Source organism: Mucilaginibacter sp. GW821-FHT07G05, from assembly GCF_059418565.1.
Window position 1 is genome coordinate 45,658 of record NZ_JBWKQC010000006.1, and the last position, 14,612, is coordinate 60,269.

Consider the following 14,612-nt stretch of genomic DNA (forward strand, 5'->3'; position numbering starts at 1 on the left):
CAATGATATAAAATTAGGAAATTGCTTTCTAAAAAAGAAAAAAGTCTTTTGGAAATGCTGAACAGAGTGAAGTATTTCCGGGTCCGGGTTTCCCGGCAAGCACGTTTTCGCATGGCGAAAACATGGCTTGCTTAAAGTTATATATTGCTAATGAACATTTAATTAATTAAATGTTCATTATTGTAAATGGTCGATCCCTCTAGTATTTGTTTATCAACGCTCCGCCACGCCCATTTCGGTATTTGAGGAGATTCTTGATTGATAGATGTCATTTCATTCCTGTAAGATTGAATGATTTTTTTTGCATTAGAAAGGTCTGTATCGTCGGGAAAATCAGTATTCCAGTTTTTACAATTTCTCCAAATATTTTGATATTTCAGTGCAGCTTTTCGATGTTGAGAAGCAAGTTCATTATAATTTAGAAAGGTGTTAATCCCTGAGGATATTGCGACTATTAAACTCAAACTAATTTTTAATCCATATAAAAAGGAGGAATAATCATTAAGTGTATCTTTTTGAGCAACTAACCATGACAATAGCAATGCGGCAATAGTGGTAGGAAGCCCAATGTACATTTTATGGAGTTTTTCATATCTCGCCGCCGCATAGAAATGAGATAACTTTGAAGTCTCGGCATCTTCGAGATGTCTATTAACCTCTGCCTTTATTACTTCTGCGTATTGTATATTTTCAATTATTGCCATCCCAAAGCATCTAAAGTCGACATACAAATATTTTTAAAGTCTATAGCCTGTTCTTTCGTAACAGTAAAAAACTCATCCCATTCTGCTAAAGTGCCAACTATCTCAAGCTGAAAGATTTTTGCTCTAATATCATCATCGACAATTAACATGGCATTTCTAAGAGCCTCATTAGTACTATTAAAAACAATTTGTTGGTTAGTTAGCCATGAAAAAATATAATCTCTGCATGCTTGCCAATATAATGTGAGTGCCTGGGTATATAATTCAGCATTTACTAAAATATTAGCGGACTCAATTTTTTGATTGATTTTGTGACTACCTGTGTTGATCAAAATTCAATTCCTTTAGTATTAATATTCTTTATAAACTGCGAATCTGTAATTTGCAAACTGCTTTGTTTGACAGGGTATATTCCGATTATGACTTTGAATTTAAATGAAATTAAAGACAGAAATGGAGTGATTTTTTTTATTAATTCATAAGAATCCACATTGTCCTTTGTAACTATAATTATATCATAATCTGAATTGTCTTTTTGCGCGTTTTCAATACGAGAGCCAATTAAAATATATTTGCAAATGTCGCTATTGAAATGCGCCGTTAATATCTCTTTCACAGCATTCAGTACTGATGTCATAATGATAATTTAGTCTGCGAACCGATATTATTTTCAAAGTGAAGGTAGTGAAAATCCTTGTAGATATCTTGAACATTTGCAGTCTTTAAAGTTTCTGATTACTGAGGATCTGACTTGGTTTTCTTTAACTCTTTCGGTAAGAAGGCATCAATTTCTTTGTCCGAAAATGTCAATTCCTCATTCTTTTGCAACGACTTGCTTGCAAGTATGTAAGCTTTGCTGTTCGTTCGGGGGGAACCTGTGTAAACATTCAACAACCGCTTTTGTAGTTCATCCCTTTGACTAATAATTTGGTTTACAGATACATTATTTGCTTTCATATCAGTAAGTAGTGAAAGGTAAGTTTCTCTTATGTCCCAAAGTTCGTTCGCGGCATTTGTATGTTTTTGGGCTATTTCGCCTAAATCATAATCTTTCATGTATGTGCTTATACCAAACAGCAAAGTAGATAAAACTACACCTACAAATAGAGCCCATTGTTGGTCGCCAAATAACTTTACCAATAAACTGGTAGTAACTAATGCTGAAATTATTATTTGCAACAATTTGAGCCTTTTATGCAAAGTGAATACTATGTCAGCACATTTTTCCTGTGTTTTATGCGTATAAATTACTCTGCCAAAACACTCACGAATCTGCGCTTCTAATATTTCAATCTGCTGGGCTTTGTCAAGCTGGAAATTTTGTTCCATAAATATCTCTCCATTTAGATCTTGCTGTATAGGGATAGTCTTTTTCTTTTTCGATGGCCTCTAACGCAATATAATAGCAACTGGATGCCTTAGTCTGAAAATTGCCTTTTTTATAAACTCTTTGACCACTACCAACAGCTAACCAATATTCTTTGTCTTTGTCAAGATTACTTAGATAAAGAAAAAAGTCCCTGCTTATAAAATCGTAGTATAGATAAGATTTGTCTTTGTAAGTATAGTCTTTTAAGAAATTGTAAGCTAAGGTATCAATTAAAAGCCCACCCATAGGAACGCTCCATTTATCTTTCCACGCCCTGGCCATTCTGCATAACCGTTTCATGTTTTTGTTAAGGGTATTGTTAAGTGATGATATCGCCGCAACTTCTAGTCTTGGATTAGTAATCTTCCAACTTCCTCCACCATTAGTATCCGGAAAAGTATAAGATTTATCGTCATTGATAAATGCAGGGACTATTTCAAAATCAATTCCATCCGAAAAGTCAATTTTTATAACCTGCCCATCGGCCCTCATATAAGAAATATATGTTTTCGCAATGGATGCTTTAACAGCCTGTAGTAAAGCTGACTGCCCATTTCCATTATAGTTATTATACCTGACATAAATTTCATAGGGCAACTGGACAATTACGTCAATATCGCTGGTATGAGTTTCTGTGTCCCTGCCATACGATCCAACATATAAACTATGTGCAGCTTCGCTTTCAGAATACCAAAAGTCCTTATTGATTTGTTTGGTAATTCTTTTGTAGCGGTACGTTATCGCATCAATATTATCTGTTGAAATCCTTAAATTTTTATTAAATGTTTCAAACCAATTAGAAATGCTCATGATAACCTTAAAGGATAATTTAATAGTGATTTGTAAATCAATGTATTATATAATACGAATATACGCTACAAAACCTATCCTTAAAATTATTTTGTTCACAATTAGTAATAAATGTTAATAAATAACATAGTTTTATTAACTGAGATTTAATAAAAAATGTATCTTTGTTAAGATTTAGTTGCAAGGCTAAATTGAGTTCTTTGAGATAATGTGTATTAATCTGTAACTAAACTGCAAACACAATTCAGAGTAATGTATTTACTCACCCGTTGGGTTTTATTCCGGTGACGCGTTTTGCCTTACGCTATATAGTAATGCTAACCTGTCCACCATACCGCATGCCGTTCTCGTACTCCGTGTTCGTACCCGTTTTCGCGCCCCGTATCCGTTTTTCGTTTGCGTGCCCGTATTCGTTTTCGACCCCGTAGCCGTTTGCGTTTTGTGGAGCAAGAAATAATGTTGGGATGTTGCGAACTGCGACGAAGCATTTAGTTACTCTTAGTATTTAAGAATGGAGCAAGCTTAATATCTAGCTGACTAAATTTTAAAAAATATGTTTAATACACAAACGATTATCCGATTGATTGATGGTATTCAGTCAATCGTTTCAGAGAGCCGCAGTTCGCTTTCTGTCAAAGATGTAGATCACTTGAAAGATTGCATCGCTTTTCTCGAAACCGTCCGAGATACCGATAACCCGCGAAGCCCTACCACAAATAGGATTGTAGCAAGTGTTATTGAGATTCTTTTACGGGTCTTGTTTAGCGATGATTTTGACAAGCTAAAGGGTTTATTTTTTTGATGGACATTCCAACATTTATTTTTAATATTATGGACTTAGGTAGCACAATCAAAGATATTAGGAAACAAAAAGGTATTAAACAAAATGCCTTGGCAGACCTTTGTAATATATCTCAAACTTACCTTTCACAAATAGAAAATAACCAGAAAGAGCCTAACATCTCCACGTTAAAAGAGATTTCAGCCCAACTTCAAATTGCATTACCAATTCTCTTTTTCCTTTCTTTAAATGAAGCGGACATTCCTCAGTCTAAGAGAGATGTGTTTCAAATCATAAGCCCTACAGTTAAAACACTGATAAAAAATCTGATTGCCGATGAATGAGATAAAGACATTGGCGATAAAGAATATTAAACATCTTATGGCTGTATTGATTTCAAATGAAGCCGAAATTAATGACCTTATTCAGAATAAAGAGAAATATTACTATACCATGTTCAAGCTTAAAAAAGAAAAAGGGCGGGTAAAAACAGATGCGGATGGAAAAACTATAAAAAGGGAATTAAATCCAAGCTGCGGACGGCTATATGAAATTCAGGATATTATTAAAAACCGGATACTTTCAAAAATACCATTGCCCGAAAATATAAAGGGCGGAGTTAAGGGTTATAGCAACATAGCGAATGCAGAAGCCCATAAAGGCAGGAAGCATAAATTTTAAACTGACATGAAAAAATACTTTCCCTCAATAGGGTACGCAAGAGTATATAAGATGTTTTTAGATCATGGCTTTTCGAGTAAATGTTGTACTATTTTAACACATTTAACCACACACAAGCATGTATTGCCGCAAGGGACACCTACCAGCACACATATCGCTAATTTAATCTTCCTGCCGAATGACAAAATCCTAATTGCTTATTGCAAAAAACATAATATACGATATACCAGATTCGTGGACGATCTTGTATTTTCATCTCCTTTCGATTTTAGAGATAAATGCGTGGACTTAATCAATGTAATACTCAATGACGGCTTTAAAATAAGCTTAAAAAAAACGTTATACAGAGCCGGTAATTTGGAAATAACAGGTGTTGAAACAAAAAATAACGTTTTGGATGTTCCCGACTTCTTTAAAGAACTAATAAACGATCCATCATTCGACTTGAACAGTACAAAAGGCAGATTAAGTTATTATAAAAATGTACGTAAATAAATAACGGCATTCAGGTGGTTATGACCCAAATTACATAGCAGCAAAAATCTGCATATCACATATGAAACGGTTCGAATTTAGTACTGTTGGGGCTAGCTCGACCACTCAAAAGCAAAAAATGCCTATTACGTCTTGTAGTAGGCTTTTTTTATTGTCGATTAATTTGCAGGTAGCAAATTTGGTAGCAAATTGAGCAATTTTTATTGGTGAGTCAGACTGTCAAAAAGTTGAGCAAAGAGGACATCAAAGAAGATATCGACCAACAAAATTGGTTATATTGTCAATAGACAAAAAACGGGCAGTCCTTCAAGAGTGCCATTGTTCCCGCCGGCAGAAGCGCTTCTTAACAAGTATAGTATTCATCCAAAATGCCAAATCGAAAATAAGTTATTCCCGGTTTTGAGCAATCAAAAGATGAACAGTTATTTAAAGGAGGTCGCGGATAAATGTTATATTTTAAAAGAACTTACCTTTCATATTGCACGTCACACGTTCGCCAAAAATGTAACGCTATCAAATGGTATTTCACTGGAAAGCGTAAGTAAAATGTTATGTCATAAAAACCTTAACACAACTCAACAATATGCTAAAATACTGGATATGAAAGTGAGTAATGATATGAAGAAGTTAAAAGAGAAATATCATAAATAGTATTTGTGTGGTTGTGTAAATTGATGCTACTCATGATCGATTGCCGTTAAGCGATTTATATGTTTTAGGTATTTAATTCGCAATATTGTAAAAAGTTGTAAAAAAGTGTAATTTGCCGTTAATCTAAAACCGACTAACTTATCGCATTTAAATGAGCCAACAAATCAACATCACTATTGATAACGCAAATCCGGCCGAAGCCGCTCAATTAATTTTGGACCTTCAAGCATATTTGTTAAGCGTAGAAGAAGTATCTAGCGTTATTATTAAAGAAAATTATGACACCCAGGATTTCGGTGCAACCCTTGGAATTATTTTAGGATCTACTTCAATAACTGCAATAATTTCAGGACTTTCCAACTGGCTTATAAAAAAACAAGATAGAAAGTTGACCATAAAAAGTGATGGAGAAATCATCGGTGAGAATTTAAGCAGCGTCGATATAGAACGGATACTGGAAACTATTAAAAAATAACTTTTGGCACTCGACAGAAAAAAAACCGCTGTTATCTTGTTGGGCGCAGATTCTTTTCCTAAGTCAGATAACTTTCGAGATAGTGCAGCCTTTCTGCAAGCAAAAGGTCGCATAGTAGGTTATTTTATAGACACATTGAATGTAGACCAAGAAAACATTTTAGACCTTTTCAATGCAGAAAAAAGCCCTGACGAACAGGATCATGATATTAGTTCCTTTATTGTCAGCAAAACCACGCAGGGAATAGCAGATTTGTTTGTATATTATGTGGGTCACGGTAGTTTTTCACCAGGCGATAATGCATATTTTTTGGCTACTAAAGGTACTAGGGATGCCAGTCCTGCTGTATCAAGTTTGACGATTCGGACTTTAGGAAGCACTATCACTAGAACAGCCAGTAAGATTCGGTGCTACATCATACTAGATTGTTGTTTCGCTGGTGCAGCGGGAACTGGTTTTATGTCTAGTGGAGCAGATGGGGCTGCCATACAACTTAAGGATGCATTTGCATCTAAGGGAATCGCCTTGCTTTGCGCCACATCTAAGGATCTCCCAGCACTAATTGTGATGGATAGAAAAATAACGATGTTCACCGAGGGACTCGAGATAGCTTTAAAAAAAGGTTCTTCACATGTAAAAAAAAAATTTCTATCATTAAGAGATATCCAAGATCTCACGTTCCAACAAATACAAAGTAATAATCCGGGAAAAAGTGTTAGACCGGAAATAATCAGTCCAAAACAACTTGAAGGAGACATTGCCGACCTTGATCATTTTGAGAATTATGGGTTTAAGGATGATAGGTTTGATATCTTAGCCAAAAAACAGGAGATTGAAACCGCACTTATGTCGAATAACATGACAACGTTGGGGAGCCTTTTTATTGATTTTGTCAGAAACTTTAATGAAGATGGCTCTCTTAATAATAGGAGCGTTCTACTATGCTCTAAATGCAGCGATCTACTAGAAGATAAGGAAATCCTTGAGAGAGAAGACTACAAATCGCAAAGGCTTACGATTTACCAAGAAATCTTAGAGATCTTAGATCAAATAATGGAACATCAAACTGCGTCAATTAAAAAGTATAAGGGCAATGGCAATAAATGATGAATTGGATCGGCTGCTAAAAGAAATCCCGCATGATTTTTTTGGGAACATTGACTCGTTTGTGACTTTTATAAGTAATAAGCACAGTGATCGGACACTAATCAGACGCGCAATGCTTCTTGCTAATGAATACCGAGATGTTTTTGAGTCTGGTAACGACAATAGTGAGGAAGCAAAACGCCTTATTTCTGAGGCAGTAAAAATATTAAATACAGTTGCAGACCAAGACGGGAACGAACTGCCGGATCGTAACGTGCTTTACAGTCATATCGCAACAATATATAAGGACCGTTTTGATGACAAGCCTATACTTACTGCCGAAAACATTCAAAAACGGCTTGGTCACTTTGCAGTAAATCCGGTTTCGTTTATTCTACGGAGAGGTGAGATTACCAGTATCGTTGGCAAAAATGGCAATGGCAAGTCTACGGTGCTTAAGATGGCGGCTGGCGCTTTAGCTCCTGATAGCGGCGAGATAAGTTATCCGGGATTCTCGAAAACTGTTAATTGGCTTCTCATTAAACAGAAAATCGGATACATATCACAAGATCTGCCTGATTGGTCTGGTATTTCGTCCAGGACTGAACATCTACATTTCACTGCTGCTATTAAGGGGATAAAAGGCCAGGCGAATAAAGACGCAGTGGAGTATATATTGACTAGATTGGGACTTAAAAAATATCAACAACATAGCTGGAACGCGTTATCAGGGGGCTACAAATTGCGATTTGAATTGGCAAGGCAATTGGTTTGGTCACCCCAGTTGTTAATTATGGATGAGCCGTTAGCCCATCTGGATATAAAAACTCAAAAAATGTTTCTTGATGACCTACGCAATTTGACTGACTCACTTCAATCACCGATGGCTGTGATGTTATCATCACAGAACCTCTATGAAATTGAAGGCATATCTGATAATATCATATTTATGGAAAATGGGGTCGCCAAGTATAATGGCCCGGTCCAGGACATAAAGAAAATAACCAATACCCATAGTTTTTTATTAAAGATTAACGCCAGTGCCCAAGAATTGAAATCAGCGCTTGAAACGTTAGAGGGTGAAGTAGTAAAAGTAGCTGGTGATCAACAAGAGTTGATGATAACGGCCACTCAAGAAGTGACAAGTACCAAACTAATTGAAACTATTCTTGCTGCCAATATTGCAATTGAATATTTCCGCGATGTCAGCAATTCGACCAGAGTATTTTTTGAAAACGACTAATTTTTCCTTAATGAAGAAAATAGATCAGTACCTTTTGATTAATAACCCTTTACTTTGGGCAAGTAACTTGCTGCATGTCTTTGTGTGGAGTGCATGTATATTTACCATAGAGCTTATTGTGGCACTTTTAATTCCTGTGGATTTTTCATTCATGCCAAGTATTGAAAGTGTAGGGATACTCTTTACGTTTATTGGCGGGCTTTTTTACCTGTTTTGGTTATCCAATCAGCGAATGATTCTATTTCGTCGCTTGAATGGATTAATTAGCAGATTTTATTTCATTAAACTCATTGTTACTTGTCACATAGTTTTTTCTCTAATCATTACTATACAATACATTCCTTACCATATCATCAACCAACGTCTTGAAAATTTCATTACGATGTCCGGCGTTTCATTTGCAGAATTAAAGCCATATAGTGATGGAATTACTACGGCTGCCTATAAGCTAAAAAAAACAAATATTAAGTCTGCAAAAAATCAATCCTGTCTCATTGACTCAATAATCGATTTTAGTGACGCTACAAATGCTCACGGGTTTAGATTTACGTCAGACACCGTTTTGAATGATATGCGCATGGCTTCAAAGGTTATATTTTCTTCTGACGATAACATCGACTCATTATACTACGATTCGAAAAATCTTGAGATTGTTTACAAAAATATTCACACGTCAGATAGCGCAAAACATAAATTGTATGTGTCATATAAGCGTTTTAACGAAAAAAAAATCAATACCAGGCATTATCCAGAAACAATAACTAAACGAACCTATCAGTTAAAGAATCAGGAAAAACAAGTTGTTGATTCAGTCGCATTATATTTTTATCAAAATGCTTCTACAGGGCGATTAAGATATGTAAGTAAGGGTGCACTAAATGCCAGTCTATTCACTGATCATTTCATCTGGCAATCCGGTAAATGGTCAACGATCGAAAACATTGAGCGTCTAGAAACTTTTACTAAGCCGTCTGAAGAAATTGAAGATATATCGAAAATCTTGTCCTTTTTAGGATTGTGTATAATTTTTGTTTTAACCAATTTCTGGTTTCTGGCAAGTTGCTTTGGCGTCGCCTATACCTTTCCAGCAGTCGCATTCATAATTCTTCCGGTTTCTATAATTGCAATGTTCTTTCCGACGATAATTAAGTTTACAACTTTTGGGACATTATGGTCACTTCCCTTGATATTATTATTGTGTATAATGCTTTTTGGGCTTTCATCCGGCCATAAACGTCATGGTATAAATACTCTTGGAATTTCAGTCTTATCCATAATCATTGGTGTTTTAAGCGTCACCTTCTTTGCTAACTTCATTGGTATTCAACCTGCAACCGAGATCAATGTTCGCCACTTACAGTTCAACTTCCTGACAGCGACTTATTTCTTAATTTTGATCCTAGGCTTGCCAGCTTTAATAGGTAAAAGAGTGTATTTATATTCCACACTACCACTCGATAATGAATCAGTTACAGAAAATGGGCTCAATAAAATTAGCAGATTAATAATCAAAGAATCACAATGATTCGAAAGTATGACATCAAAATACGTGAACGAAGCCTAAATGGACAATGATTAACCACGTTTAAATCGGAGTGAAGGGCTGATTACTTTGCTTAAAGTCCAAATTCAGCCGCTTTTATCTTCATAAAATCCAGGCTTCCCCTGGCCAGGTTGAAGCATCATATTTGGATGGTCGCCACAAGCTGACAGCTTCAGCCATACCAGGAATTGCCGAATAGAATTTTCAAGCACCAATGCGCCCGAATATTCGATGGCCACTAATCCGCGGAATAGGTCATTCCATTTTACATTGCCTTCACCAATCATTCCACGGTCACTTCAGTTATATGCATATGTTTAAGTTGTTTCCGGCAGCGAACAACGGATTACAGAAATTACACTCCTCAATATTCATATAGAAGGTATCCAAATGCAGGCCGATATTAGTAGCGCACGTGCGCCAAGCTACGCGCAGTACATCATTGGCATTATTGCAAACGTAAGTTTCATAGCTTTTTACGTAATGGATCGGTCGCCGCAAGAAATAAACTTACCGAAGGTTGTGCCTTTCAACATACAATAAAACGGTTGAATGAGGTTTACCGACAGCATATTTTATCATTGGAAATCAAGGCCGTCGTTCTTATATTAGTAGAGTAATAACAAGTTATTGACATGGCCTTTAATGATCTTCCTCAAATAGATCCGCGTTCCGAACATGACGATGAGGCTAAGAATGGACATTCCGGTATACTTGACCATCCTATTCCGTGCCAATTAAATTAAGGTGTTGTGATACTGAATATTAAATTCAAATTATTAAATCAGCTGCTTCGCATGGTCAAAGTGTAACGGAACACGTTACCCTGTTTTTCGGAACGCGGTGATCAACGGCTCCGGAATGTCTACTAAAGGCATATATCGTCCAAAAATGGCGTGAAAGTTGCACAATTTGGAGCACGAGGTTTGATATTTAGTGCAAAGCCGGAACTGCCGGGGAAGATTTTTCTCCGCCGGTTTTGATTTGTACTTGTATTGACTTTGTGGATAAAATTAACTTGTACTGTTCAAAATGCTACCTGGAAACATCCAAAGCGCCTTCTATACTTAATCTTCCTATTTTTTCAATAAATTCTAATTAGCACCTCTGCTTCTTCAAGACTAATAATTGTATCATGCTTTGCTAAAACTTTCGCTGTTCTTTGCTACGTCAATCACTTTTTTAATGGTTCCATGCCAATCTTTTTTGGTATCAAAATTAGATCAATTAGTAAAGATGAAACAGAAAATAAATCTGTTAAAATACATTAATCGTGAAAAATGAGTTGTTTAGCGTAATCAAAATGAATATCATATTGTAAAACACAAACATATAAAGTAACTTGGCTTTTCACCATTTGTGGCCTCTATTTATCATGCCTGACGAATCTAAACTCCCTCAAAGACTTATTGAAGCTGCTCAAGCGGGCAAAATTGTACCGTTTATCGGTGCAGGTGTTTCCCTGTCGGTGAAGGGTAAATCTGGCGAGCCACTCTTTCCCACTTGGAGAGAATTATTGGATTCCGCGGTCAATCTTCTTCGGGACGAAGGAGAACAAGATAAAGCTGAATATATTGAAATTCAGCTAAAAAACAATAATTATGTCGCTGCAGCAAAGACCATTAAGCGGGACCTTGGCCCACTATTTGCCGATTGGATCGTGAAAAAATTCGATTTTTCTAGCGAACGGGCAAGGCCGGACTCTTTAGTCTTACCACGTTTGATTTGGCAACTTGGATCCAAACTCATCTTAACTACCAATTACGACCCCGTAATGCGATGGGCTTGCCCGGATGTTAACAACATAAAAGAATGGCCTTCTAAACCCGGGCGAAGCCAACTCGACGAAATTGTTAATCCGACAGTCTGGCATTTACATGGTGGTGTTACCGACGTTGAAGGTATTGTATTGTCTGATGAGGACTTTAGCCGATTATATAAGGGCGGTAATGAGGGTAATAGCGCACCATTTATCGAGCTCTTACGGGATGTGCTAAAAACGCGAAGTGTTTTATTTATCGGCTTTAGCTTTTCAGACGATTACATCAAAAATGAATTGAATTGGCTAAAGCAAATCTTTCCCCTCGATGGGCAAAAGCACTTTATGCTTGTGCCAGAGAAACATTATGAAGAAGTAAAAGCCTCGCTATCAGATTACGGAGGGCGGTTGGGATTGATCCGTTATGCCGATTACGGTGAACCTTTAATAGAACGTGTTAAGCAAATTTTGAATGCGTCAACTAAAGCCCCCGTGTCAGACTCTGAAGCCCCATTAAAAGCGTATTTACTTAGTAGTGAGCGTATTCATGCAGCTGTCCATGTAACGGGTATTGATAAAGTTTTGAAAATCGATGATGTCTGGATACATCCTGAACTTTCAACTGATGACGGGCCCGAAAAGTTACACAAATTGCTCATCAACCGTTCAATTGTTTTAAGCGCGCCTGCAGGATACGGCAAAACAACTCTTGCTAAATTCATCACAACGATGATGGCCCGAGATTATTTAGCAATCCCTAGCCCTTCCGGTAAATCCTGGCAATCCCAGTACCTGAAAGTAAAAGCGGGAACGCATACCCAAATCCCGGTTTTCATTGCTTTAAATAAAGTAAGCCGTTGGTCTGATGCTGAAAATTTGCTTTCAGGCGCTGTTCCCAACATACCCCATGCGGTGTTACCGATTATAAAACAATATTTGCGTACCGGGCAAGTTGCGTTAATCTTAGACGGCTTGGACGAAGTTAATCAGGAATTGCGGACGGCAGTGGAGCAACTACTGCTTTACGCGCAATCTCTTTGGAAGGACTGCTATTTCATCCTGCTGACCCGGCCGAGTGAAATGCCGGTACTTCATTCCAGTGAGTTTGTTTCAGGGCAATTAGAGCCACTCAATCAGGCCGCCGCTACTGCCTTATTGCGCCAATGGAGCAATAATTTATTGGCAACGGAACGAATTAACCATTTTGAAAAAGAACTGAAACGATTAGACAATAATGGTAAAATAAGCAGTCGTTGGCTAAATTCACCACTGATTATTGTACTGACGGTATTAAATTATAAGCAGAACGGGAACTTACCGGAGAAAAAAACGGCGTTATACCAAAGCATTTATCAATGGCTCTTAGATTCCCGTGCCAAATATTACCAGCAAGCAGGATTAAGCCAATGGCGGATAGCGCAGGTGTTGGAAGCTGTGGCTGATTATTTTATAGAACGCAGAGCCAGTAGCATATCATTAAACGCAGTTAAAGCTGCCGTTGAAATGCGGCTTTCAGGTCGGGAAGATAAAGTGTCTTATATTTTGGAAACTGAGATCGGACTAAACAATATCCTGTCACTAAAAAGAGAGATAGAATTCTGGCACCTCAGTTTACGGGATTACTTAGCTGCCGAATATTTAGTCAAAATATTTCAGTATCAACAAAAAGACTTCATTAGACAAATATTTGCACATTTTACCGATCCATTTTATAAAGAAGTTTTGGAGAACTTCGTCGGTTTATTATGCATAACCCATCCCGATCAGGTTAACGTTTTATTGGATCAGCTTGACCAGGTAAATAGTGTCAAAACAATAGACAGGATCAGGTTGATCGCTTTCAAATGCAAGATTGCCGATTTGGCGTTGAATAATGGATTGAGCTCGATCCACCAACAAAGGAATTTAATAAAAAAAGAATTTGCCGAGGCCGCAGAATTAGCAGAATCAGAACTAACAAAAATGGACGCAACAGACCAGCTACTAACCTATACTACCCTTGGTCTTTTGCAATTGGATAAGCGGATTTACGGCCCTCCGGTCAAAAGAGCCAAGGCCTTAATAGCCGAAGGAAACATTCGAATGGGCACTTTCCCCGTAACCGTTCAGGAATACGGCCGGTTTATTAGGGAAGCTATCGATGAAAATGACAGCACCAAATCTGCAAAAGATCAAGTCCAATTACCCAAATCCTGGGAAGAACAATTAGCTGTACCTAACGCACCCGTGAGCGGTGTAACTTGGTTTGAAGCTATAGCTTACTGCAAGTGGCTGACCAGCCAAAGTGCAGACAAGTATGTTGCCAGGCTTCCAACCATTGCTGAATGGTCATTAGCTACTGGGAACAGCTATTCGCGGGGTTGTACCGGCCGTACCGTCATCGCACAAGCCCAATTCCTTCAGCCATCGCGGCCTATAGGCCTTTCATTAAAAGGCCGGGGCCCTTTAGCGCACGAAGATATAGGTGAATGCATTTGGGAATGGATCGGACCGATTAATCAGATAAGTAAGCGCAAACGCCGGCATCAAATATCTGGCGTTATCAAGGAATCGGGCGTATACCCATTAGTGCGTAAAGCTTCACCATGGCAGCAATCAAGCTGGACGGGGTTCCGAGTGGTATATGATTTTAAAAAAGAAGTTACTAACCACCTAAAAGCAACACCAAATTAGCAATGAAATATACCGGCTTTTGTTTAATAATTAATTAGGATAAAAATGTAGATCAGCGCACCACCGTCAAGATCATAACTTGAAAATTCAAATCCGTCATCGACAATCAATACAAAATTCGGGTGCAGATATTACCCATTAAGGTTCATCAAAATCCTTTATCAAATTAGCAAGAAGCGGCATGTCATCTAAAAAATGGTGCATAAGTTGCAAATTTTGGCGCTCAATTTTAATATCGACAATACAGTAACCCAACTGAGCACTTCTCTAACCAAATTAAGGATGATTTAAGGCGATTGACAGCTTTGAAATTGTTATGAACTAGTTTGGTTCGAGCCCACT

General features: G+C 37.4%; 14 protein-coding genes. 9 read left to right on the forward strand and 5 right to left on the reverse strand.

Features of this window, described 5'->3' with window-relative positions:
* Positions 1 to 158: 158 nt before the first annotated feature.
* From AC07NA_RS16070 to AC07NA_RS16090, 5 genes are all read right to left on the reverse strand, one after another.
* Positions 159 to 704 carry an SLATT domain-containing protein gene (locus AC07NA_RS16070; RefSeq protein ID WP_494898599.1) on the reverse strand — a complete coding sequence of 182 codons (546 nt, stop codon included), beginning with the start codon at positions 702 to 704 and terminating at the stop codon, positions 159 to 161.
* A complete protein-coding gene (locus AC07NA_RS16075) occupies positions 695 to 1,036 on the reverse strand; it encodes a hypothetical protein (RefSeq protein ID WP_494898601.1) in 342 nt (113 codons plus the stop codon). The genes AC07NA_RS16070 and AC07NA_RS16075 overlap by 10 nt, the downstream gene beginning before the upstream one ends.
* The gene (locus AC07NA_RS16080; protein ID WP_494898603.1) at positions 1,033 to 1,341 is read right to left on the reverse strand and encodes a hypothetical protein; all 309 of its coding nucleotides are present in this window, start codon (positions 1,339 to 1,341) and stop codon (positions 1,033 to 1,035) included. The genes AC07NA_RS16075 and AC07NA_RS16080 overlap by 4 nt, the downstream gene beginning before the upstream one ends.
* A 98-nt stretch (positions 1,342 to 1,439) precedes the next feature.
* Positions 1,440 to 2,033: an SLATT domain-containing protein gene (locus AC07NA_RS16085; RefSeq protein WP_494898604.1), complete on the reverse strand. Its 594-nt coding sequence runs from the start codon at positions 2,031 to 2,033 to the stop codon at positions 1,440 to 1,442.
* The gene (locus AC07NA_RS16090) at positions 2,011 to 2,883 is read right to left on the reverse strand and encodes an SMODS domain-containing nucleotidyltransferase (protein ID WP_494898605.1); all 873 of its coding nucleotides are present in this window, start codon (positions 2,881 to 2,883) and stop codon (positions 2,011 to 2,013) included. The genes AC07NA_RS16085 and AC07NA_RS16090 overlap by 23 nt, the downstream gene beginning before the upstream one ends.
* Positions 2,884 to 3,714: 831 nt before the next feature.
* On the opposite strand from AC07NA_RS16090, the gene AC07NA_RS16095 reads away from it, so the two are divergent.
* The 9 genes from AC07NA_RS16095 to AC07NA_RS16135 all read left to right on the forward strand — a co-directional run bounded on the left by AC07NA_RS16095 (position 3,715) and on the right by AC07NA_RS16135 (position 14,270).
* Positions 3,715 to 4,008, forward strand: a complete 294-nt coding sequence (locus tag AC07NA_RS16095) for a helix-turn-helix domain-containing protein (protein WP_494898606.1) — start codon at positions 3,715 to 3,717, stop codon at positions 4,006 to 4,008.
* Positions 4,001 to 4,345, forward strand: coding sequence for a hypothetical protein (locus AC07NA_RS16100; RefSeq protein WP_494898607.1), 345 nt, complete (start codon positions 4,001 to 4,003; stop codon positions 4,343 to 4,345). Before AC07NA_RS16095 ends, AC07NA_RS16100 begins: the two co-directional genes overlap by 8 nt.
* Positions 4,346 to 4,351: 6 nt before the next feature.
* On the forward strand, positions 4,352 to 4,840 hold the full coding sequence (locus AC07NA_RS16105) for an RNA-dependent RNA polymerase family protein (protein ID WP_494898608.1): 489 nt from the start codon (positions 4,352 to 4,354) through the stop codon (positions 4,838 to 4,840).
* Positions 4,841 to 5,152: 312 nt separating this feature from the next.
* Positions 5,153 to 5,491, forward strand: a complete 339-nt coding sequence (locus AC07NA_RS16110; RefSeq protein WP_494898609.1) for a tyrosine-type recombinase/integrase — start codon at positions 5,153 to 5,155, stop codon at positions 5,489 to 5,491.
* Between the two features lie 151 nt (positions 5,492 to 5,642).
* Complete coding sequence (locus AC07NA_RS16115; RefSeq protein WP_494898610.1) at positions 5,643 to 5,966, forward strand: hypothetical protein; 324 nt, start codon at positions 5,643 to 5,645, stop codon at positions 5,964 to 5,966.
* A 3-nt stretch (positions 5,967 to 5,969) separates the two neighbouring features.
* Positions 5,970 to 7,073: a hypothetical protein gene (locus AC07NA_RS16120; RefSeq protein WP_494898611.1), complete on the forward strand. Its 1,104-nt coding sequence runs from the start codon at positions 5,970 to 5,972 to the stop codon at positions 7,071 to 7,073.
* Entirely contained in the window at positions 7,060 to 8,295 is a 1,236-nt protein-coding gene (locus tag AC07NA_RS16125) for an ABC transporter ATP-binding protein (protein WP_494898612.1), read from the forward strand. The genes AC07NA_RS16120 and AC07NA_RS16125 overlap by 14 nt, the downstream gene beginning before the upstream one ends.
* Before the next feature lie 10 nt (positions 8,296 to 8,305).
* Positions 8,306 to 9,820: a hypothetical protein gene (locus AC07NA_RS16130; RefSeq protein ID WP_494898613.1), complete on the forward strand. Its 1,515-nt coding sequence runs from the start codon at positions 8,306 to 8,308 to the stop codon at positions 9,818 to 9,820.
* A 1,393-nt stretch (positions 9,821 to 11,213) separates the two neighbouring features.
* Positions 11,214 to 14,270, forward strand: a complete 3,057-nt coding sequence (locus AC07NA_RS16135) for an SIR2 family protein (RefSeq protein ID WP_494898614.1) — start codon at positions 11,214 to 11,216, stop codon at positions 14,268 to 14,270.
* Positions 14,271 to 14,612 lie beyond the last annotated feature (342 nt).

Bases quoted from the DNA above. Each gene is read 5' to 3' on its own strand.
- AC07NA_RS16130 (WP_494898613.1), top strand. From the start codon at position 8,306: ATGAAGAAAATAGATCAGTACCTTTTGATTAATAACCCTTTACTTTGG.
- AC07NA_RS16080 (WP_494898603.1), bottom strand. From the start codon at position 1,341: ATGACATCAGTACTGAATGCTGTGAAAGAGATATTAACGGCGCATTTC.
- AC07NA_RS16085 (WP_494898604.1), bottom strand. From the start codon at position 2,033: ATGGAACAAAATTTCCAGCTTGACAAAGCCCAGCAGATTGAAATATTA.
- AC07NA_RS16135 (WP_494898614.1), top strand. From the start codon at position 11,214: ATGCCTGACGAATCTAAACTCCCTCAAAGACTTATTGAAGCTGCTCAA.
- AC07NA_RS16125 (WP_494898612.1), top strand. From the start codon at position 7,060: ATGGCAATAAATGATGAATTGGATCGGCTGCTAAAAGAAATCCCGCAT.
- AC07NA_RS16115 (WP_494898610.1), top strand. From the start codon at position 5,643: ATGAGCCAACAAATCAACATCACTATTGATAACGCAAATCCGGCCGAA.
- AC07NA_RS16105 (WP_494898608.1), top strand. From the start codon at position 4,352: ATGAAAAAATACTTTCCCTCAATAGGGTACGCAAGAGTATATAAGATG.
- AC07NA_RS16100 (WP_494898607.1), top strand. From the start codon at position 4,001: ATGAATGAGATAAAGACATTGGCGATAAAGAATATTAAACATCTTATG.
- AC07NA_RS16095 (WP_494898606.1), top strand. From the start codon at position 3,715: ATGGACTTAGGTAGCACAATCAAAGATATTAGGAAACAAAAAGGTATT.
- AC07NA_RS16070 (WP_494898599.1), bottom strand. From the start codon at position 704: ATGGCAATAATTGAAAATATACAATACGCAGAAGTAATAAAGGCAGAG.
- AC07NA_RS16090 (WP_494898605.1), bottom strand. From the start codon at position 2,883: ATGAGCATTTCTAATTGGTTTGAAACATTTAATAAAAATTTAAGGATT.